The 21,021-nt window shown below is 68.2% G+C and carries 23 protein-coding genes; 19 read left to right on the top strand and 4 right to left on the bottom strand.

Features of this window, described 5'->3' with window-relative positions; translation table 11 throughout:
* Positions 1 to 24: 24 nt before the first annotated feature.
* Entirely contained in the window at positions 25 to 1,317 is a 1,293-nt protein-coding gene (ptsJ, locus tag E6C76_RS08305) for a MocR-like B6 salvage transcription factor PtsJ (protein WP_136347777.1), read from the bottom strand.
* Positions 1,318 to 1,374: 57 nt separating this feature from the next.
* Here ptsJ and E6C76_RS08310 point away from each other — a divergent pair, with 57 nt between their 5' ends.
* The 12 genes from E6C76_RS08310 (at position 1,375) to E6C76_RS08365 (ending at position 10,395) form a co-directional block, all read left to right on the top strand.
* Positions 1,375 to 2,184, top strand: a complete 810-nt coding sequence (locus E6C76_RS08310) for a YggS family pyridoxal phosphate-dependent enzyme (RefSeq protein WP_230976199.1) — start codon at positions 1,375 to 1,377, stop codon at positions 2,182 to 2,184.
* Between the two features lie 27 nt (positions 2,185 to 2,211).
* Positions 2,212 to 2,451: a cytoplasmic protein gene (locus tag E6C76_RS08315; RefSeq protein ID WP_136347779.1), complete on the top strand. Its 240-nt coding sequence runs from the start codon at positions 2,212 to 2,214 to the stop codon at positions 2,449 to 2,451.
* A gap of 17 nt (positions 2,452 to 2,468) precedes the next feature.
* Entirely contained in the window at positions 2,469 to 3,683 is a 1,215-nt protein-coding gene (locus E6C76_RS08320) for an aspartate aminotransferase family protein (protein ID WP_211090163.1), read from the top strand.
* 64 nt (positions 3,684 to 3,747) lie between these two features.
* A complete protein-coding gene (locus tag E6C76_RS08325; protein ID WP_136347780.1) occupies positions 3,748 to 4,206 on the top strand; it encodes an OsmC family protein in 459 nt (152 codons plus the stop codon).
* A 116-nt stretch (positions 4,207 to 4,322) separates the two neighbouring features.
* A complete protein-coding gene (locus E6C76_RS08330; protein ID WP_136347781.1) occupies positions 4,323 to 4,922 on the top strand; it encodes a cytochrome c oxidase subunit 3 family protein in 600 nt (199 codons plus the stop codon).
* A gap of 10 nt (positions 4,923 to 4,932) precedes the next feature.
* The gene (locus tag E6C76_RS08335) at positions 4,933 to 5,214 is read left to right on the top strand and encodes a cytochrome C oxidase subunit IV family protein (protein WP_136347782.1); all 282 of its coding nucleotides are present in this window, start codon (positions 4,933 to 4,935) and stop codon (positions 5,212 to 5,214) included.
* A complete protein-coding gene (locus E6C76_RS08340) occupies positions 5,214 to 6,014 on the top strand; it encodes a CbbQ/NirQ/NorQ/GpvN family protein (protein ID WP_136347783.1) in 801 nt (266 codons plus the stop codon). Before E6C76_RS08335 ends, E6C76_RS08340 begins: the two co-directional genes overlap by 1 nt.
* Positions 6,015 to 6,042: 28 nt before the next feature.
* A complete protein-coding gene (locus tag E6C76_RS08345; RefSeq protein ID WP_136347784.1) occupies positions 6,043 to 6,450 on the top strand; it encodes a hypothetical protein in 408 nt (135 codons plus the stop codon).
* Between the two features lie 7 nt (positions 6,451 to 6,457).
* Entirely contained in the window at positions 6,458 to 7,468 is a 1,011-nt protein-coding gene (locus E6C76_RS08350; protein ID WP_136347785.1) for a 4Fe-4S binding protein, read from the top strand.
* A gap of 9 nt (positions 7,469 to 7,477) precedes the next feature.
* Complete coding sequence (locus tag E6C76_RS08355) at positions 7,478 to 9,340, top strand: nitric oxide reductase activation protein NorD (protein WP_136347786.1); 1,863 nt, start codon at positions 7,478 to 7,480, stop codon at positions 9,338 to 9,340.
* Positions 9,341 to 9,344: 4 nt separating this feature from the next.
* A complete protein-coding gene (locus E6C76_RS08360) occupies positions 9,345 to 10,127 on the top strand; it encodes a Crp/Fnr family transcriptional regulator (RefSeq protein ID WP_136347787.1) in 783 nt (260 codons plus the stop codon).
* 67 nt (positions 10,128 to 10,194) lie between these two features.
* Positions 10,195 to 10,395 carry a hypothetical protein gene (locus E6C76_RS08365; protein ID WP_136347788.1) on the top strand — a complete coding sequence of 67 codons (201 nt, stop codon included), beginning with the start codon at positions 10,195 to 10,197 and terminating at the stop codon, positions 10,393 to 10,395.
* Between the two features lie 47 nt (positions 10,396 to 10,442).
* Here the strand turns inward: E6C76_RS08365 and E6C76_RS08370 are convergent, their stop codons facing one another.
* The 3 genes from E6C76_RS08370 to E6C76_RS08380 all read right to left on the bottom strand — a co-directional run bounded on the left by E6C76_RS08370 (position 10,443) and on the right by E6C76_RS08380 (position 12,182).
* The gene (locus E6C76_RS08370) at positions 10,443 to 10,739 is read right to left on the bottom strand and encodes a BrnA antitoxin family protein (RefSeq protein ID WP_136347789.1); all 297 of its coding nucleotides are present in this window, start codon (positions 10,737 to 10,739) and stop codon (positions 10,443 to 10,445) included.
* A complete protein-coding gene (locus E6C76_RS08375; protein ID WP_211090164.1) occupies positions 10,699 to 10,989 on the bottom strand; it encodes a BrnT family toxin in 291 nt (96 codons plus the stop codon). The genes E6C76_RS08370 and E6C76_RS08375 overlap by 41 nt, the downstream gene beginning before the upstream one ends.
* Before the next feature lie 125 nt (positions 10,990 to 11,114).
* Positions 11,115 to 12,182, bottom strand: coding sequence for an AraC family transcriptional regulator (locus E6C76_RS08380; RefSeq protein WP_230976227.1), 1,068 nt, complete (start codon positions 12,180 to 12,182; stop codon positions 11,115 to 11,117).
* Between E6C76_RS08380 and E6C76_RS08385 the strand changes: the two genes are divergently transcribed.
* From E6C76_RS08385 to E6C76_RS08415, 7 genes are all read left to right on the top strand, one after another.
* Positions 12,166 to 13,098, top strand: a complete 933-nt coding sequence (locus tag E6C76_RS08385; protein WP_136347791.1) for an alpha/beta hydrolase — start codon at positions 12,166 to 12,168, stop codon at positions 13,096 to 13,098. The two genes, E6C76_RS08380 and E6C76_RS08385, sit on opposite strands and share 17 nt — an antisense overlap.
* A 71-nt stretch (positions 13,099 to 13,169) precedes the next feature.
* Complete coding sequence (locus E6C76_RS08390; RefSeq protein WP_230976200.1) at positions 13,170 to 14,324, top strand: MBL fold metallo-hydrolase; 1,155 nt, start codon at positions 13,170 to 13,172, stop codon at positions 14,322 to 14,324.
* Positions 14,297 to 15,163, top strand: a complete 867-nt coding sequence (locus E6C76_RS08395; RefSeq protein WP_136347792.1) for an oxidoreductase — start codon at positions 14,297 to 14,299, stop codon at positions 15,161 to 15,163. Before E6C76_RS08390 ends, E6C76_RS08395 begins: the two co-directional genes overlap by 28 nt.
* Positions 15,164 to 15,353: 190 nt before the next feature.
* A complete protein-coding gene (locus E6C76_RS08400) occupies positions 15,354 to 16,409 on the top strand; it encodes an NAD(P)-dependent alcohol dehydrogenase (RefSeq protein ID WP_136347793.1) in 1,056 nt (351 codons plus the stop codon).
* A gap of 314 nt (positions 16,410 to 16,723) precedes the next feature.
* A complete protein-coding gene (locus tag E6C76_RS08405; protein WP_136347794.1) occupies positions 16,724 to 17,242 on the top strand; it encodes a sigma-70 family RNA polymerase sigma factor in 519 nt (172 codons plus the stop codon).
* A 14-nt stretch (positions 17,243 to 17,256) separates the two neighbouring features.
* Positions 17,257 to 18,282: a FecR family protein gene (locus E6C76_RS08410; protein ID WP_136347795.1), complete on the top strand. Its 1,026-nt coding sequence runs from the start codon at positions 17,257 to 17,259 to the stop codon at positions 18,280 to 18,282.
* 188 nt (positions 18,283 to 18,470) lie between these two features.
* The gene (locus tag E6C76_RS08415) at positions 18,471 to 20,909 is read left to right on the top strand and encodes a TonB-dependent siderophore receptor (protein ID WP_136347796.1); all 2,439 of its coding nucleotides are present in this window, start codon (positions 18,471 to 18,473) and stop codon (positions 20,907 to 20,909) included.
* Positions 20,910 to 21,021: the final 112 nt, after the last annotated feature.

A 21,021-nucleotide genomic window follows, 5' to 3' on the forward strand; every position in this document is an offset into this window, starting at 1 on the left:
GTGGAGCGGGTGAATGGCGTTGCGTCATTCCAGGCATGATTGCAGATCCCGCGCGAAGCGCCGCGCCAGATCCTCCTCCAGCCTGGACACGGTGACCCGCAGGGCGCGGGACTCCCCCTGCACGTCGAAGGCACTGCCCAGGCGCACCAGCCACCCGCGTTTGGCGAGCGCGTAGCCCACGTCCCTGGCGTCCTTCGGCAGCGGTATCCAGAGATTGAAGCCGCCGCCGGCCGGCGCATCGATGCCGTGCGCCAGCAATGCCGCCCGCAGCATCGCGCGGCGGCGCGCGTAGTCGTCGCGCGCCTCATCCATCTGCCGGCGTACATCGTCCGACTCCAGGCCGGCCGCGACGATGGCCTGCAGGATGTGGCTGACCCAGGTCATGCCGGGCGCCAGCCGGGTGCGCAGCCGCTCCCCCGTATCCGGATCGCAGGCCACCAGCGCGACGCGCAGGTCCGGCCCGAAGCCCTTGGAAACCGAACGCACCAGCGCCCAGCGCTGGGCGGCGGCGGGAATCACCGAGTGATACGGCGTCTCCGCCAGCAGGGCGAAATGGTCGTCGACGATCACCAGCACCCCCGGGCTGGCGGCCAGCACCCGCTTCAGCGCATCGGCGCGGCGCCGGGTGAGGCTGCATCCGGTCGGATTGTGGACGCGCGGGGTGAGCAGGACGGCGCGCGCGCCCGCCTGCAGGGCGGCCTCCAGCGCATCCGGGCGCATCCCCGCCTCGTCGATCTCCACCCCCAGCGTGCGCAGGCCGGCCAGGCGCAGCGCGCTGATGGTACCGAGGAAGCACGGATCCTCCACCGCCACCTTGTCGCCGGGCACCAGATGGGCGGCCGCGAGGCGCTCGATGGCATCCACCGCGCCGTGGGTCAGCTCCAGCGTGCGCGCGGGCGGGCAGTCGGCCTTGAACCAGTCTTCGCCCAGGGCGCACAGCTCGGGGAGGATCGTGTCCTCGCCATAGAGGAAGGCCTTGGGCCGCCGGGTCGCCAGCAGGGCCGCCGGGTCGGGCAGCCATCGCGGATTCGGGTTGCCGTCGGCCAGATCGATCAGCGCCGTCCCGCTGCTCAGGCCTTCCTGCTCGCCTGCGCTGGGCGGCCTGCTGATGGCCGTCCCCAGACGCCCCTGGGTGATGGCGACCCCCGCCTGCACCAGCCGCTGGTAGGCGGCCGCCACGGTGTTGCGATTGACGTCGAGCGCCTCGGCCAGCTCGCGCACCGGCGGCAGCGCATCGCCCGGCCGCAGTTCGCCGCGCTGCACGAGCGCGCGCACGCAGTCGGAAATCTCGATGGAGGTTCTGCCGGTGATTTTCATTTTGTCCTAGGACAATATATGATTGTTCCAGGACAATTCTACTCCAGGACGAAAAGCGTGAATACGCAAGGCCGCGAGCCCCCTTCCGACACGTCCACGCTGCACTACCGGCATGGCCAATGGCCCCGGGCCGCCACGGTGGAGGACTTCCGGCGCAACCTGGCCGCCGTGCAGGCCCGCATCGATGCGGCGTGCCGGCGCGCGGGCCGCCCGTCCGCCAGCGTGCGCCTGCTGCCGGTGAGCAAGACCGTGGATGAAGCGCGCATTCGCCTGTCGTACCAGGCCGGCTGCCGCTTCCTCGGCGAGAACAAGGTGCAGGAAGCCCAGCGGAAGTGGGAGGCGATGGCGGATCTGACCGACCTGCGCTGGTCGGTGATCGGCCATCTGCAGACCAACAAGGCTGGGCTGGTGGCACGCTTCGCCGCGGAGTTCCAGGCGCTGGACAGCCTGCGCGTGGCCGAGGCGCTGGAGCGCCGGCTGCAGGCGGAAGGGCGCTCGCTGGACGTATTCGTGCAGGTGAACACCTCCGGCGAGAACAGCAAGTACGGCCTGCCGCCGGACCAGGCGGGCGCCTTCCTGCGCGCACTGCCGGCATTCCCGGCCCTGCGCGTGCGCGGGCTGATGACCCTGGCGGTGATGTCGGCCGAAGCCCCCCGGGTGCGCCGCTGCTTCCGCCTGCTGCGCGAACTGCGCGACCGGCTGCGCCAGGACGCGCCGGCCGGCATCGGGCTGGACGAACTGTCCATGGGCATGTCGGGCGACTACGAGATCGCCATCGAGGAAGGCGCCACCGTCGTCCGCGTCGGGCAGGCGATCTACGGCGCGCGCAGCACGCCGGACAACTTCTACTGGCCTGCCCCGAGCTAACCCCCCGTTCAAGCAAAGGAGCTTCCCATGACCAGCCATCGACTCATCATCTGGCGCCACGACCGGCTGCTGGGCCATTTCGATTCCCACACACCGTGGTCGCGCGAGGCCGTGGAGGATATCGCCGCGCGCCTGGGCGAAGGCGACGGCTACCGCCTGGAACGCCAGGCCGCCGAAGGCGAGCGGCGCCTGCTGGAGAGCACCCCGGGCGGCATCCGTGTGCTGGGCATCGAACCCTTGTTCGCCACCATCCCCCTCAATCCCTGAACTTTCCGGTGCAAGAAATGGCCACACCCTCCGACGCCCACCTGATGCACACCTACGCGCGCGCAGCGGTTTCATTCGTCCGCGGCCGCGGCGCCCGCCTGTGGGACACGAATGGCATCGAGTACCTCGATGCGATCGCCGGGGTGGCCGTGACCAATCTCGGCCACGCCCACCCCGCCGTCACCGCCGCGATCCACGAGCAGGCCGGGCAACTGCTCCACACCTCCAACCTGTTCGGCATTCCCTGGCAGGAACGCCTGGGCGGGCAGCTGTGCCGCCTGGCCGGCATGGAACGCGCGTTCTTCTGCAATTCCGGCGCGGAAGCCAACGAGGCGGCCCTGAAGCTGGCGCGCCTGCATGCGCGGCGCCTGGGGGTGGCGCATCCCCAGGTGCTGGTGATGGAAAACAGCTTTCACGGCCGCAGCCTCGCGACCCTGGCGGCAACGGGCAATCCGGCCGCGCAGCAGGGCTTCGAGCCGCTGATGCCGGGTTTCGCCCGCGCGCCCTACGACGACATCGATGCGCTACGCATGCTGGCCGCCGGCACGCCGGGGATCGTCGCCGTGCTCGTCGAACCGGTGCAGGGCGAAGGCGGCGTGCGGATCGCGGCGCCGGACTATCTGCGCGCGCTGCGGGCGCTGTGCAGCGAGCGCGGCTGGCTGTTCATGGTGGACGAGGTGCAGACGGGAATGGGCCGCACCGGAGCCTGGTTCGGCTTCCAGCATGCGGGCGTGGCGCCTGACGTCATTACCCTGGCCAAGGGGCTGGGCAACGGCTTTCCCATCGGCGCGTGCCTGGCGCGCGGCGAGGCGGCCGGCTTGTTCTCCCCCGGCCATCATGGCTCGACCTTCGGCGGCAATCCCCTGGCCTGCCGCGTCGGCTGCAGCGTCGTCGAGGCGATGGAGCACGAGCGCATTCCCCAGCGCGCGGCCGAACTCGGGGCGCGGCTGCTGCACGGCCTGCGCCAGTCCCTCGGCGGCCTGCCGGGCGTCCGGGAGATTCGCGGGCACGGCCTGATGGCCGGCATCGAGATGGCCTTTCCCTGCGCCTGGCTGGTGCCCTTGGCGCTGGAACGGGAGCGCCTGCTGATCACCGTCACGCGCGGCAACACCATCCGCCTGCTGCCGCCGCTGATATGCAGCGAAGGGGAGATCGACGACATCGTCGCCCGCCTCCGCCGCCTGGTCGCGGACGCGGCGGCGCGCGCCGGGTCGCCGGGGACGGCCGTTTGACGCGCCCTCCGCCTCCGCTCACCATACGGATACAACAACACCCAACCCCGAGGAGGAACCCACCATGTCCCAGCACCACGGCAGCATCGCCTGGCAGCGCACGCCGCACGCCATCGAGGCCGACACCTACTCCCGCACGCATGTGGCCGATCTGAACGGCGGGCAGCGCATCGCGGTATCCGCCACGCCGGAGTACAAGGGCGACGCGGACCGCACCGACCCCGAGCAATTGCTGCTCACCGCGCTCGCCAGTTGCCACATGATGACCTTTCTGGCCATTGCCGAGGCACGCGGCTACCGCGTCGAACGCTACCAGGACAATCCGGTCGCCCACCTGGAAAAGGATGCCGACGGACGCCAGGCGGTCACCCGCATCGAGCTGGCGCCGCAGACCACCTTCAACGGCAAGCTGCCCACCGAGGCCGAACTGGCGCGCCTGCACGACAGCGCGCACCGCAACTGCTTCATCGCTCATTCCATCGTCGCCAAGGTCAGCATCGCCCCGCAAGCCACGGCCGGCTGATCCGCCCCGTTCCGTCCGGAAACTGCAAGGTCTTGCCCTGAATCAAGAAAATCAAGGGTTTGCAAAGTTAACCGGAATCAAGTGAAAACCCGTGCGCGGCACCCACAATGCCGCGCATGGACACTGCCTGCACCACCGATCACGCCGCCTCGCCCACGTTCCAACCCCGGCTGGCCGGCGACCTGGCGATCTGGATCTTCATCCTCGCCGAACTGCTGGCCTTCGGCGTGTTCTTCGCAGCCTACGCCTTCGCGCGCGCGGCCGACCCGGAACTGTTCGCCCTCGGCCAGGAGGGGTTGAACCGCAACGCCGGCGCCTTCAACACCCTGGTGCTGCTCACCGCCAGCTACTGCGTGGTGCGCGCCGTGCACGCCGCCGAAGCCGGGCGCGGGCGCCAGGGCGCCCCTTGGCTGCTCGCCGCGCTGGGCTGCGGCGGCGCCTTCGTGGTGGTCAAGCTGGCCGAATACTCGGCGGCCTTCGACGCCGGCATCAGCCTGTCGAGCAGTACCTTCGACATGTTCTACCTGTCGCTTACCTTCTTCCATTTCATGCACGTGCTGCTCGGCATGGTGATCCTCGGCGCGCTGTGGCTCAACGCCCGCCAGGGGCGCTATGACCCGGACAACCTCAACGGCATCGAAAGCGGCGCGGCCTACTGGCACATGGTGGATCTGGTGTGGCTGGTGCTCTTCCCGCTGGTTTACGTGATGCGCTGAGGGGCCCGCCATGCACGCCAACGCCACTCATTCGCCGAACCGCCGCAGCACCGTACTGTGGGTGCTGTTGCTCGCCGCCACCGTGTTCACCTGGGCGGTGGGCGAAAACGGCGCCGGCGGCCCGGCCATCGCCGCGCTGCTGCTCGGCGTGGCCGCGCTCAAGGGCGCGGCCGTCATCCTCGACTTCATGGCGGTGGGCCGCGCGCCGCTGCTGTGGAAAGCCCTCACCCTGGGCTGGCTCGCGCTGGTATGCGCGCTGATCGCCCTGGCCTACTGGAAAGGAATGCCCTGATGGACCTCAACACCCCCAACATAGACATCCCCTTCTACCAGCCCGCCGGCGACGAAATCGAAGTCTTCGAGCACGCCTGGAAGAACCGCCTGCCGCTGCTCATCAAGGGCCCCACCGGCTGCGGCAAGACGCGCTTCGTCGCGCACATGGCCGCCCGCCTGGGCCGCCCGCTGTACACCGTGGCCTGCCACGACGACCTCACCGCCGCCGACCTGGTGGGCCGCCACCTGATCGGCGACGGCCAGACCGTGTGGTGCGACGGCCCGCTCACCCGCGCGGTGCGCGAAGGCGGCATCTGCTATCTGGACGAGGTGGTGGAAGCGCGCAAGGACACCACCGTGGTGCTCCACCCGCTGGCCGACGACCGCCGCCTGCTGCCCATCGACCGCACCGGCGAACTGCTGGAAGCACCGCCGGGATTCATGCTGGTGGTGTCCTACAACCCCGGCTACCAGAACCTGCTGAAGGGCATGAAGCCCTCCACGCGCCAGCGCTTCGTCTCCCTGCGCTTCGACTTCCCCGAGGCCGCGCGCGAAGAGGCCGTGCTGCGCGGCGAAACCGGCTGCGACGCCGACCTGGCCCGCCGCCTGGTGGGCATCGCCCGTGCCTTGCGCGCGCTCAAGGACCAGGATCTGGAAGAGGCGGTGAGTACCCGCCTGCTGGTGTACGCCGCCACCCTGGTGGGCGCCGGCATGGCGCCGCTGCCCGCCTGCCGTGCGGCCATCGTGGAAAGCCTGACCGACGACGCCGAAGTCGCCGAAGCCCTCATGGAGGTGGTTGCCGCCACCTTCGGCCATTGACCGCAGCACCCGCGCGAGGAACGCCCCGATGACCGAACGCGACCCCGACCTGCTCAAGGAAAACCTGCCCGGCCCGACGGTGGCGATCGCTGCCGAGGCGCTCTTCCTGATCAACCTGATGCTGCTGCCCGGCCTGGGCTTCGTGATGCTGATGGTGCTCTGGCTGGTGCACCGCAAGCACCCCTCGCCACTGGTGCGCAACCACTTGCAGCAGACCGTCACGGTCAGCCTGTGGGGCGGCGGCATCCTGGTCGGCCTGACGCTGCTCGCCCTCTGGCTGGGCGGCCTGGCCAACCCGTGGACCTGGGTCATCGCCATCCTCTACTTCGTCTGCCTGCACGCCACGCTGATCATCTTCGGGGTGATGGGGCTCAACGCGGCCATCCTGCGCCATCCCTACCGCTACCCGGTACTCGGCCCCCGCCTGGAAGACTGAGGCCGCCATGTCCGCCGCCGGGCCGCGCAAGATCATCCCCATCGTCCAGACCGCAGCCCCCGGCGGGCGCGCCGGGCTCAACCGCGTGCAGAAAGGCCGGCTGGCCGCGCAGGCGGGCTTCTTCGCACTGTTCATCCTGGCGCCGGTGTTCGATCTGTTGCGCTACGACCTCGACGCCGGCCACGCCTGGCTGCTGGGCATGCCGTGGCGGCTGGGGCTGGACGACTTTCTGGCCGGGCGCATCGGCGCACTGGAAGCCGGCGCCAACGTGCTGCTGCGCCTGTTCGTGCCCATCTTCACGGGCGCGGCGGTCTTTCTGTGGGTGGCATGGAAGTGGGGGCGGCTGTACTGCGGCTGGCTGTGCCCGCACTTCTCGGTGGTGGAAACCATCAACAAGCTCATGCTGCGCGCCAGCGGCAAGCCCAGCGTGTGGGAGAAGAAGCCCCTGCCGCCCTGGGAGGCGGACGGCACGCCGCGCCGCCGCGACGCGCGCTGGTGGCTGCTGGTGGTGCCGGCGGCGGTGTTCTTCGCCTTTGCCTGGGCGGTGGTCTTTCTCACCTATCTGCTGCCGCCCGGCGAGGTGTACGGCAACCTGCTGCACGGCACGCTGACGCGCAACCAGGGGCTGTTCATCGGCGCGTTCACCGCCGTGCTCAGCCTGGAATTCCTCTTCGCCCGCCACCTGTTCTGCCGCTTCGCCTGTGCCGTGGGCCTGTTCCAGAGCCTGGCCTGGGTGAGCAACCGCGACGCCATGGTGGTCGGCTTCAAGCGCGAGCGCGCCAGCCAGTGCGCCACCTGTCTGCCCAACCGCGAATCGGCCTGCGACGCGGTCTGTCCGATGCGCCTGAACCCGCGCAACATCAAGCGCCACATGTTCACCTGTACGCAGTGCGGCCAGTGCCTGCAGGCCTGTGAACAAAGCCAGCACGACAACCCGCAGGGCCCGCTGCTCGCCTGGGTGAGCGACGAGGCCGCACGCCAGAACGAAGCCGGCTTCCGCGCCGGGCGCGGTCAATAGGAAAGAGACATGGAAGAAACCGTCGGCAAGCTCTGGCACCGCCTGATCACCCGCGCAGCGGGGGTCAGCTACCCCGATGCCGCCGTGCGCCTGAAGGAAGTGGAGCGCACCGCCGGGGTGTTCTTCCGTGCCCTGGGCGGCGACCCCGGCCTGCGCGTGGCCGCCGCCACGGTGGACCCGCACGCCGCGCGGCGCAGCTTCATCGCCCGCGTGGCCGGCGTGGGCGACCGCGCGGCGCACGCGCGCATGGACGACGTGACCCTGCGCCTGCCGCCGTGGATCGACGCCTTTCCCGAACGCGCGCTGAACCGCGACCTCTACCTGTGGCTGGCCGCGCTGGCCGCCGCGCAGGCGCAGCTGGCAGACGGCCCGGCCGATGAAACCGCCTTCCAGTACAACCAGCGCGCCGTGCTCGCCGCGCTGGACACCTGGCCGGGCGTGGTGGCGCGCTACCGCCGGCTGGTGGATGCCTACGCCCCGCGCCGCCTCAACATCACCCGCATGCCGCCGGCCGAACGCGCGCGCGAGGAAGCCATCGTCGCCGCGCTGCGCGCGCCCGGCAGCGTGGATGCCCTGCCGCCGGTGCCGCCCGACACCCCGCCGCCCGCGCCCGTGCTGCTCTGGCTGGGCGGCGCCGACGCGGCCCCCGCGCCCTTCACCCGCGCCAGCAACCCCGACCCGGAAAACACCGCCAACAGCGGCCCGCCGCCCAGCGAGGAAGAACTGGAGCGCCACGCCCACCGCGCCGAGCGCGTCGATCTGCCGCAGGAAAAGAACGGCCTGATGATGGTGTTCCGCGCCGAAAGCCTGCTGGCGGTCACCGAATTCCTCAAGATCAACCGTCCCACCGACGACGAGCCCGACCCCAACGCCGCCGAGGCCGCGCGCGACCTCGACCAGCTCGCCCTGGCGGAAGACACCGACCGCGTGGCCTCCAAGGTGCGCTTCGACCTCGACCTGCCCTCCGCCGCCGAGGACGACGTGGTGCTCGGCGACGGCATTCCGCTGCCGGAATGGGACTACCGTAAGCAGACCCTGCTGGCCGAACACGTGCGCCTCACCGAAATGGCCGCGCGCCATGCCCCGCCAGCCACGCTGCCGCTGCACCTCAAGCACACCGCGCGCCGCCTGCGCCAGCAGTTCGCCGCGCTCGCCCCCGGCCGGCGCTGGCTGAAGGCCCAGCCCGACGGCAGCGAGCTGGACGTGGATGCCGTAGTGCGCGCGCAGACCGACCGCAGCTGCGGCCGCCACCCCTCCGAACAGCTCTACCTCTCGCTGGAAAAGCGCGAACGCGACCTGGCCTGCCTGGTGCTGGCCGACCTGTCGCTGTCCACCGACACCTGGGTGTCTTCCGAAGCGCGCGTCATCGACGTCATCCGCGACGCCCTGCTGCTGTTCGGCGAAGCGCTGGGCAGCACCGGCGACGCCTTCGCGCTGGCCGGCTTCTCGTCGATCAAGCGCGCCAAGGTACGCTTCCACCGCCTGAAGGACTTCGACGACCGCTTCGACGACCGCATCCGCGGGCGTATCATGGCCATCAAGCCCGGCTACTACACTCGCCTGGGCGCGGCCATCCGGCGTTCCACCCAATTGCTGGAAAAGCACGGCGCCGCGCGCCGCATCCTGCTCATCCTGTCCGACGGCAAGCCCAACGACCTGGACCTGTACGACGGCCGCTACGGCATCGAGGACACCCGCATGGCACTCATGGAAGCCCGCCGCGCCGGCCTCACCCCCTTCTGCGTGACCATCGACCGCGAAGGCGCCGGCTACCTGCCCCATCTGTTCGGTCCCGGCGGCTACGCGGTGATCCGCAAGCCCGAGGAACTGCCCGCCCGCCTGCCCCTGTTCTACGCCCAACTGACGAGGTGAAGCGATGATCCGGCCCGCCCATCCCCCCTGTGCCCCGCTGTTCGTCCCCGAACGCCCCAACTGCTGTACGGACGAACGCCCGCCCCAGCCCCAGTCGGAGGCCGAGCGCATCGCCGCCCTGCTCGGCCAGGCCCCCCTGTTCAACGGCCTGGCCCCCGGCGAAGTGGCGCGCTTCGCGCGCGGCGTGCGCGAACAGCGCGCGGAAAAAGGCAGCGTGCTGTTCCACAAGGGCGACCCCTGTCATGGCTTCCATCTGGTGCTCAGCGGCCAGATCAAGCTCGCCTTCATCTCCGCCGACGGCCACGAGAAGGTCATCGAAATCATCCGCGCCGGGCAGACCTTCGGCGAAGCGGTGATGTTCATGGACAAGCCCTACGTGGTCATGGCCCAGGCACTCACCGACTGCACGCTGCTGCACATCGCCAAGCAGGTGGTATTCGACGAAATGGCCCGCGACCCCTGCTTCTGCCGCAAGATCATCGCCGGCCTGTCGCAGCGCCTGCACCACCTGATCGCCGACGTGGAAACCTACTCGCTGCGCTCCGGGCGCGAGCGCATCATCGGCTACCTGCTGCGCGAGGACGAAATGGACGGCGAAGGCCACGCCGCCGGCGCCGTGTCGGTGCGCCTGCCCACCAGCAAAGGCACCATCGCCTCGCGCCTCAACCTCACCCAGGAACACTTCTCGCGCATCCTGCACGAACTCACCGACGCCGGCCTGATCGCCGTGGAAGGCCGCACCATCCACATCCCCGACATCGGCCGGCTGCGCAAGAGCCTGAACTGAGCGTCGGCGGGCGCATCCGGCGTGTATCATCGCCCCCAACCCCAAGGATGCCCGCCCCACCGACGCCGTGAGCGCCCAGCCCCCCGAGCGCAAGCCCAACTGCAACGCCTGCGCGCACTTCTACATCACCCACGACCCGGCCTTTCCCTACGCCTGCCGGCGGCTGGGCTTCAGGAGCAAGCGGCTGCCTGCGCGGGATGTGGAGGAGTCTTCAGGAATGGCTTGCCTGGTGTTCGAGGCGAAGGAGAAGGGGCGCAGCGCGGGGTAGGCAGCCCGAAGAACGACCGGCTTCACCGGCACGCAACGCCCCTTCAATCAAGTATGCGCATCGCCGCGCTTTTCCTGCGTGGAGGGGTGCCTTTCAAGCCAGTCCTTCAAGGCCGCGTTCATGCGGGTCTGCCAGCCTTTGCCGGTAGCCTTGAAGGCTTCCACCACATCGGCGTCGTAGCGCACCGTCAGGGCGACTTTCGGCCTGACGGCCCTCGGACGCCCACGCCGCACCAGCTTGTCGCCAAGGTATTCATCCGCCCGTTCGAAGAACTCATCGGTCAACTCCGGTGCGTCATCGGTGTCAATCCACTCGGTGGGCGTAGCGTGCCTGTTCGCGTTCATTTGCTTTCCTCATGCTGATGATCCGGCGTGCCTTGCTGCGCGGGGTCCAGACCATGACCACCATCCGGCCGTCGAGTTTGCCGACGGTGATGTAGCGCGGCTCGCTGTATTCCTCGCGCAGATCCTTCGCAGTGAAATGTCGGCCCGCAAAGACTTCATTGGCACGGGCGAAATCCAACCCCCGCTCGACGAGAGTCTTGTCGCGCTTGTCAGGATCGAACTCTGCGAGCATGGAACCGAGTGTAGTCACAACAATTCCAGCATCCAAGATTTTTTTGTAACTACGCAATGGTCCAGGTGCAAACCAACTCGTTGCGGATCACCGGTCAATGCACAGGAGGTACGCAGCGGGAAAACTCACAACGGCGTGCCGGATCAATGGCCCTGCACGCCAAGCTGCTGGCGGCGGTATTGCGTGGGCGAGCGGCCCATCGTCCGCTTGAACGCGGCGCTGAACGCGCTTTCGGACTCGTACCCCAGCGAGAACGCGATCGCCGCCACGCCGTCCTTGCCGTCGCGCAGGCGATCGGCGGCGATCAGCATGCGCCAGCGGGCGAGATAGTCCATCGCGGTGGTGCCGACCAGGGCCTTGAAGCGTTGCGCGAACACGGTGCGCGAAACCCCGGCGATGCGCGCTAGCGATTCCAGCGTCCAGGCGCGGGCCGGCTCCGCATGCATGGCGCCGATCGCGGCACCGATCCGCTTGTCGGTCAGGGCGAGGAACCATCCTTTCGGCAGTTCGCTGGAGGACGCCAGGAACAGCCGCAATACCTGGACCAGCATCAGGTGAACGAGGTGGGTGGACAGCAATGCGCTGCCCGGTTGCGGATGGTGCAGTTCGCTGGTCAATTGATCGAGCGACCAGCGCAGGATCTCGGCCTGGCTCGATGCCTTGGGGATGTTGATGATGGGCGGCAGCGCATCGAACAGAACGGCGGCATGGTTGCCGGAAAAGTCGAAGCGCCCGCTGATGAGGAACACCTCCCCGCCGCCGTTATGGACGGCGATCCCGTCGCGGCCGGCAGCGTCCAGGATGTGTCCGGCGTCTTCCGGGGGCAGCGCCGGATCGGATGACAGCACGAAGCGGCGCCTGCTGTTGAGCAGGAAACAGTCCCCCTCGTCGAAGCGGACCGGGTGTTCGAGGTCATCCGTCCTGCCCCAGCAGGCGCCGCGCATCACCGCCGTGAACTTGATGCCTTCATGGGGCGGAAAGTCGAACGACCAGGCCCCGGCGGCATCGAAGCCCGCATAGAACTGGCTGCGGGGCTTGAGCAAGGAGAGCACATCGGAAAGCGGGTCCATGAAGATCCGTACGATTGCGATGGAAATACGTACTTTACTGCATGGTTCATTCGAATCATGCCCATTAAAGTCGCTGCTCAAGGCATTCGACCGCTGCCGCCCAGCCCTTATGGAGTCTCCCCAAATGAACTCATCCGTCACCTTCAAGCACGGCGCCTGGGACGTGGCCGCCACGCTGCGCCTGCCCGCAGGCTTCGATGCCGGCAAGAAATACGCCGCCATCGTCTGCGCCCACCCCATCAGCAGCTGCAAGGAGCAGACCTCCGGTGCCATCTATGGCGAGGCGCTGACCAGGGCCGGCTTCATCACCCTGGCCTTCGACGCCTCCACCCAGGGCGCCAGCGGCGGCGAACCGCGCTTCAGCGAAGACCCGGGCACGCGCGTCGAGGATTTCCGCTGCGCCGTGGACTACCTGGTCACCCTGCCCTACGTGGATGAAGAAAGGGTCGGCGTGCTGGGCGTATGCGGCGGCGGCGGGTATGCCGTCAGCGCCGCAATGACCGAGCGCCGCTTCAAGGCCGTGGCCACCGTCGTTGGCGCCAACTACGGCCGTCTGATGCGCGAGGGCGACATGACGCCCGATGCCGCGCTCAAGACGCTGGACGCCATCGCCAGGCAGCGCACCGCCGAGGCGCGCGGCGCCGAGCCACTGATCGTGGGCTATATCCCGAACGCCGAAGAGGCGCGTGCGAAGGCGGGTCTGGACGACATCGACATCGTCGAAGCCGTGCAGTACTACACCACGCCCCGCGGCCGGCAGCCGGGCTCACCCAACAAGCTGCGCTTCACCAGCACTGCCGCGGCCGTGGGCTGGGACGCCTTCCACCTCGCCGAAGTGCTGCTGACCCAGCCGCTGCACATCGTCATCGGCGGCGTGCCGGGTGGCTTCGGCTCCTACCGCGACGGACTGGAACTCTACGGCCGCGCGCGTTCGAGCCAGAAGAGCATCCAGATCGTCGAAGGTGCGAGCCACTACGATCTGTACGACAAGCCCGAGGCCACCGGCAAGGCGCTGGAGCAACTGGTGCCCTTCTACAAGAAACACCTGGGCGCTTGAAGCCACCAGCCCCGCTGGCGCTGTGCATATCGGCGCAACCGCATATTTCCTGGTTCCGCCCCCTTTCCCCCATGACCCTCTTTCGTTGCCGTGCGGGCACCGCCGCCTTCATTGCACTCACCACCTGGAGCGCCTGCGCCATGTTGCAGCCCGAGATTGGCGACTACTCATCGTCGCCCCAGTCGCGCGACGGACGCTTTCACAACCCGCGCCCGCCTGGCCCCGGCGACCTGCCCGAATCCACGCTGCGCGTGTGGTGGAACTTTCTCTTCAACAAGCCTGCAGGCACGGTGCCCGCGTCGCCCGTGCCCATCCACCGCCTGACCCGTGCCGAACTGGACGCCGCACCCGAGCGCAGCCTGTACCGCCTGGGCCACTCCACGGTGCTGGTGAAACTGCGCGGCCAATGGTGGCTGACCGACCCGGTGTTCTCCGAGCGCGCCGCGCCCGTGCAGTTCTTTGGCCCCAGGCGCTTCCACGCGCCGCCCATCGCCATTGAGGACTTGCCGCCCATCCGCGCCGTGATCCTGTCGCACGACCACTACGACCACCTCGACCATGCCGCCATCCGGGCGCTGAACGGCAAGGCGCAACTGTTTCTCACCCCGCTGGGCGTCGGCGACCGGCTGGTCGACTGGGGCATCGCACAGGACAAGATCCGCCAGTTCGACTGGTGGCAGGGCACCGAAGTGGACGGCCTGCACCTGACGGCCACGCCCGCACAGCATTTCTCGGGGCGCGGCTTCACCGACGGCAACCGCACGCTGTGGGCCTCGTGGGTGATCGAGGACAAAGGCGACGAGGGCGGCGGCCTGCGCGTCTTCTTCAGCGGAGACAGCGGCTACTTCGACGGTTTCGCCGAAATCGGCGAGCGCTTCGGCCCCTTCGACCTGACGCTGATGGAAACCGGTGCCTACGACGCGCAGTGGCCCTATGTGCACATGCACCCGCCGCATACCGTGCAGGCCCACCAGGACTTGCGCGGACGCTGGCTGCTGCCCATCCACAACAGCACCTTCGATCTGGGCATGCACGCCTGGGAAGACCCCTTCGACCAAGTGCTGCGTTTCGCCGCCGAGCGTGGCGTACCCGTGGCTACGCCGATGATGGGCGAGCGCATCGACATCAACGCGCCCCATGAAGGCAGCCGCTGGTGGCGCGCATTGCAAACACAACCGGAAGACAAGGAAAGACCGCTATGGGCAACGCAAAGAAAGTCTGGCTGATCACCGGCGCATCCTCGGGCTTCGGCAAGGCTCTGGCCGAGGCCGCCATCGCCAACGGCGATTGCGCGGCCCTCACCGCCCGCCGCCTGGACCGCCTGCAGGCCATCGCGCAAGGCCATGAAGACCGCGTGCTGCCGCTGGCCGTGGACGTGACCGACGCCGCCGCGCGCGACAAGGCCGTGGCCGACACCCTGGCACGCTTCGGCCGCATCGACGTGCTGGCCAACGTGGCCGGGCGCGGCGTGGCCGGCGCCTGCGAGGAATTCAGTCTCGACCAACTGCGCGAGCAGATGGAGCTGAACTTCTTCGCCGCCGCCGAAATGACCCGCGCCGTGCTGCCGCAAATGCGTAGGCAGGGCTCGGGCCACATCCTCACCGTAAGCAGCATCGCCGGGCTGGTGGCGATGAATGCCGCCGGTCCCTACTGCGCCGCCAAGTTCGCCATCGAAGGCTGGACCGAATCCCTGGCCATCGAAGCCAGGCCGCTGGGCATCCACGTCACGCTGGTCGAACCTGGCGCGTTCCGCACCGAGTTCGCCGGCGACGTCAACATGCGCCCGGCGCGGTGCATCGACGCCTACCGGCCGATGGTCGAGCCGTTCGAGACCTACCTGGCAACCTCCGCCGGCAAGCAAATGGGCGACCCGGCCAGGGCCGCCCGGCGCATGCTGGAAGTGGTGGCCAGCAACGCGCCGCCGGTACGCCTGATGCTGGGCCGCGATGCGTACTCGATCTGGGACGCCACCATCGCCAGGCGGATCGAAGACATCAACGCTTGGCGCCCACACGGCGAGGACACGGCCTTCGACGGTGCCGAGGTGGTGGAAATCAAGCTGTGATGCGTACGGGCGCCGGGGCCATGAAGCCGGCCCGCCCTGCTCACGAGGAAACCATCATGCAAGACCAAGACCCACAGACTCCCCTGCGCCTCGGTGCGCGCAGCACGGCCACCGGCGCGCGGGCCGGCATCACGGGCGTCCAAATCGCCCGGACCGTTCCGGCATCCACCTCTTTATGGAGAGTTCAACCATGAAAACGTCCAGCTACGCCGCACAGTCGGCAACTTCACCCCTGGCCCCCCACACCATCGAGCGCCGCGAACTGCGCCCCGACGACGTGGGCATCGAAATCCTCTACTGCGGCGTGTGCCACTCCGATCTGCACATGGCGCGCAACGACTGGGGCCGCGCCATGTATCCGGTGGTGCCCGGCCACGAGATCATCGGCCGCGTCACCGCCGTCGGCCCCGAGGTGATCAGGCACAAGGTGGGCGACCACGTCGCCGTGGGCTGCTTCGTCGATAGCTGTCAGCACTGCGACCAGTGCCACCAGGGCAACGAACACATGTGCCGGGAAATCCTCACCGAGACCTACAACGGCAGGGACCGCCTCACCGGCGAGACCACCTACGGCGGCTACTCCAAGCACATCGTGGTCAAGGACGATTTCGTCCTGCGCGTGCCCGAGGGGCTGGATCTGGCACGCGCCGCGCCGCTGCTGTGCGCGGGCATCACCACCTACTCGCCGCTGCGCACCTGGAACGCCGGCCCCGGCAGCCGCGTCGGCGTGGTCGGGCTGGGCGGCCTGGGCCACATGGCGGTGAAGCTGGCCGTGGGCATGGGCGCGCACGTCACCGTGCTGAGCCGTTCCAAGGCCAAGGAGGCCGACGCACTGGCGCTGGGCGCCGATCGCCTGCTGGATACCTCCGATGCCGGGGCGCTGGCCGGGGCGGCGTCCGGCTTCGACCTGATCATCGACACCGTGCCGGTCAAGCACGACATCAACCCCTACGTGCCGCTGCTGGACATCGACGCCACGCTGGTGCTGGTCGGCCAGCTCGGCCCGCTGGACGAATTGTTCACCGTCCCGGCCATCATGGGCCGCCGGCGCATCGCCGGTTCGATGATCGGCGGCATCCCGGAAACCCAGGAGATGCTGGATTTCTGCGCGCGGCAGAACATCCTGCCCGACTGCGAAATGATCCGCATGGACCAGATCAACGAAGCCTTCGAGCGCATGGAGCGTTCCGACGTGCGCTACCGCTTCGTCATCGACATGGCCAGCCTGCCGGCCCGGGCCGGCTGAGGGGCCATAACACGGGCGGCCTCGCGGTTCGGCCTCGACCACGATCCGGCCTTTCCTTACGCCTGCCCGCGGCTAGACTTCAAGCGCAAGCGGCCGTCTTCGCGGGATGTGGAGGAGTCTTCGGGGACGGATGTCTTGCGTTCAAACCCAGGCATCACGGCCCGCGCGAACCAGGCCACTGCCCCCCGGCGAGTCCATACGCTTCGAATATTTGACGCTGCCACACAATTATATAGAATGAGAACAATTCCTAAATAAGAATAGCCAGCCACCCCTCCCGGGCCAGCCAGCGCTCTTGTCTTCCGGAGGTTCTCTTGAGCACCGCTGCGCCGCCCGACGGGTTCTCCGCCCTGTACCGCGACCACCATCGCTGGCTGCACGGCTGGCTTCGCCGCAGGCTCAATTGCACCGAGCAGGCCGCCGATCTGGCGCAGGACACCTTCCTGCGCCTGCACATCGCCCGGCAGCAGCGCCAGGACGCCCTGTCGCTGCGCGAACCGCGCGCCTATCTCACCGCCATCGCCAAAAACCTGCTGGCCAGCCACTGGCGTCGCCAGGAAATCGAACGCGCCTACCTCGCGGCGCTGGCCGCCCGGCCCGAACCGACCGCAGCGTCCGAAGAAGCCCGGCTGGAAATCCTGCAGGTGCTGGAACGCATCGACGCCATGCTCGACCGTCTCAAACCCCAGGTGCGCGAGGCCTTTCTGCTCGCCCATCTCGAAGGGATGACCTGCCAGCAGGTGGCCGTGCGCATGGGCCTCTCGCGCGCCACCATCGAACGGCACATCGCCACCGCGCTGCGCCACTGCTACATCCAGACCATGCAGGGCTGAAAAAAGGCCAGGCCATGTCCCGCCCCGCACCACCGCTCGAAACCGTAGACCAGGCCATCCAGTGGATGATCGCCCTGCACTACCAGCCCGCCGATGACGACACCCGGACACGCTTCGAAACCTGGCGTGCCGCCGACCCGCAGCACGCCCTCGCCTGGCAGCAACTGCAGGACATCGGCAACGGCCTGCGGCAACTGCCCGCCGGCCTCTCCCCCCAGCTTGCCAGCAGCGCCCTCGCTCACGCCGCACCACGCACCGCCGCCCGCCGCCGCGCACTGAAAACCCTGGGGGGCGGCAGTGCCGCCGTGGCCGCCCTGGGCGTGGCCCTGTGGATCACACGCGACACCCCCGCCTGGCGCCCGCTGCTGGCCGAACACCGCACCCGGCGGGGCGAACGACGCACCCTCACCCTGGCCGACGGTTCCACCCTGCACCTGGGCACCGACAGCGCCGTCGACATCGACTACAGCCCGCAGCAGCGGCGCATCGTGCTGCGCCAGGGGGAAATCCTGCTCGACAGCGCCCCGGACAGCCACAGCGTTCCCCGCCCCCTGCTCGTCGCCACCCGCCACGGCCTGCTGCACGCGCTGGGCACCCGCTTCACCGTGCGCCTGCAAGCGGACGCCACCCTGCTCCACGTCCTGCAGGACCGCGTCGCCCTGCATCCCGCCGGGCAGCCCGCCGCCGCCCCGGTCATCGCCACCGCCGGGCAAGCCTTCCGCCTCACCCGCGAGCAGGCCGTCCCGGCCGACATCCCGCCCCACGACCCCGCCGCCTGGGCCGACGGCGTCCTCTCCGTGCGCGACATGCCGCTCCCGCGCCTGCTCGACGAACTCGCGCGCCATTACCCCGGCCGCCTGCAGTACGCCGACGGCCTCGCGCCGTTCACGGTCTCCGGCACCTTCCAGCTCGACGACATCCCGCGCACCCTGGCCCTGCTCGCCGAATCCCTGCCGCTGCACATCGAAGCACGCAGTGTCTGGTGGCGCGACAGCCTCCACGTCAGCCGCCGCCCGCCCCCCGCAGCGCCGGTGCGCTGAAGCACGGCGGCTGCGTCCCAGTTCGCTCCCGCCCTTGCGGGGCAGCCCCCTCTCCCCCGGCGCCCCACAACACATTCATGCCCATATACCCAAACGGCAACGAAAAAATTTGAGGGCTTTTTCGCACTCACCCGTCAGACAGATTGAATCAACGCCCATCAACCTGACTGACGATCACGAGGTTTTCCATGCGAACCGGCCGCCGCCGTCCCCTCCACCCCCTGCCCGCGCCACGCCACACCCGGCTTGCCGCCGCCCTGTGCCACGCCCTGCTTTGCACCACGCTCGGCGCCGTTTCACTGCCGCTCGCCGCCCAGCAAAACGCTCCCGCCGATGCTTCGGCCACCTTCGACATCGCCGCCGGGCCGCTCGACACGGCCCTGGACACGCTCGCCCGCCAGGCCGGCATCTCCATCCTGTACGACAGCCAGGCCCTGCACGGCCACTCGGCCCCCGCGCTCAGCGGCGCCCATCCCATCGAAGCCGCGCTGACCCGCCTGCTGGCGGGGAGTGGTTTCATGGCGGTACAGACCGAACGCGGCGACTACCGGCTCGTCCCCGCACCTGCATCCCCTGCCACGCAGTTGCCGGAAGTCGCGGTGACCGCAGCGGCCGAACGCGCTGGCGTGACGGAGGGAACCGGGCGCTATACCACCGGCAGCACCCGCAGCGCCACCGGCCTGAACCTCTCGCTGCGCGAGACACCGCAATCGGTCAGCGTGGTGACGCGCCAGCAAATCGAAGACCAGGGTTACATCACGGCCAAAGAGGCCTTGGACAACGTTACCGGGGTCCATGGACTGGCCTGGGACACCAAGCGAACCTATTACTGGGTGCGGGGCTTTTCCGTAGACCGGGTTTCCTACGATGGCGTCGTCAGCAATGACGTCAGCGGTGGCAGCTATGGCGATAACGCGCAGGACCTTGCGTTCTACGACCGTGTCGAAGTGGTGCGGGGCGCTACGGGTTTGCTGACCGGCGCGGGAGAACCGTCCGCCACCATCAACTACGTGCGCAAGCGCGCGAACAGCAAGACGTTCCAGGGCGAGGCCAGTGTGGATGCCGGCTCCTGGGACAACCTGCGCGGCAGCGTGGACTTGTCCACCCCGCTGACCGGCGATGGGCGGGTGCGTGCCCGCGTGGTGGCCGTGGCGCAGGAAAAGGAATCCTTCCGCGACTATTACGAAGGCAGCAAGCGGGCGCTCTACGGCACCGTCGAGGCGGACATCACCTCGCAGACGCGGCTGTCGCTTGGTGTGGAATACCAGCGCGACAAGCCCACCGGGGCGACCTGGGGCGGCCTGCCGCTGCTCTACAGCGACGGCACGCGCACCAACTGGTCCCGGTCCATGAACGCAGGCACGCGCTGGACCCGCTGGGACAGCACCACCCAGTCGGTATTCGCCGATCTGGAGCATCATTTCAACAATGGCTGGAGTCTCAAAGGCAACCTGAATTACCGGGAAATGGACTACCAGACCAAGCTGTTCTACCAGTATGGCAACCTGGACCGCGATACCGGGATCGTGCCTTCAGCACCATACCCCTGGAAAGGCGATGCCACCTATCGGCAGAGCACCGGTTCCTTGCAGGCCAGCGGGCCTTTTTCCCTGCTGGGGCGCGAGCATGAACTGATGGTGGGGTTCAACAGTACCCGGCGGCGTGCGCAGGACGAAAGTTGGAATGCCATCAATGCTGCGGCAATCGGCGACTACCATCAATGGGATGGTTCCTACCCTGAACCCGACTGGGGCAACTACACCCGCAGCGACGTGACGCGCACCCGCGAAAACGCGCTCTACGTGGCCACGCGCCTGTCGGTGGCCGACCCGCTCAAGGTGATTCTGGGCGGGCGCCACACGAGCTGGCGCAGCACGGTCGCCACCACCCGGCGCGCTCACAAGGAGTTCGCGCCCTATGTCGGCGTGGTTTACGACCTGGGGCAGGCCCATTCCCTGTATGCCAGCTACACCGAGATATTCAGTCCGCAGAATTACCGCGATGTCCATGGCCGCTACCTCGATCCCGCCACCGGCTCCAACTACGAGATCGGCCTGAAGGGCGAATACCTGGAGGGCAGGCTCAACGCCTCGGTAGCCCTTTTCAGGACGCTCAAGGACGATGTCGCCACACAGGACGGCACGAACCTGGTGCCGGGCACGACCAGTTATGCCTATGTGGGAGCCGATGGCGTGAAAAGCCGCGGCATCGAGGCCGAGATTTCCGGCGAGTTGCTGCCGGGGTGGAACCTGACTGCGGGCATTGCGCGCACGCTGACGAAAAATCCGGATGGCTCCGCCTTCAATCCCTATCTGCCCAGAACCCTGTTCAATGCAGGCACGTCCTGGAGGCTGCCCGGCGCATGGAACCGCCTGACGGTGGGCGGCAACGTCCGGTGGCAGAACGCGACCTATACCAATCTCACCGTCACGTCCGGCACCTACCGCTACGAACAGCCTTCGTTCGCCGTCGTCGGCCTCATGGCGCGCTACGAATTCGCGCCGCAGTTGTCATTGCAGGTCAACGTCAACAATCTGTTCGACAAGAAATACTGGGCTCACTACTCAGGCCAGGGGACCTACGGAGATCCGCGCAATTTCTACGCCACGCTGAAGTACAAGTTCTGAGCAGACGGCGCATTCCCTTGAGGCCGCTGCTGCGGCCTCAATTCCGGAGAAAAGGAATTCAGAATAATATCGACTTCAATGAATTTCAAAATACAGCAATATTGATCCATCT

Origin of the sequence: Pseudothauera nasutitermitis (genome assembly GCF_004801295.1) — a bacterium.
Classification (GTDB): domain Bacteria; phylum Pseudomonadota; class Gammaproteobacteria; order Burkholderiales; family Rhodocyclaceae; genus Pseudothauera; species Pseudothauera nasutitermitis.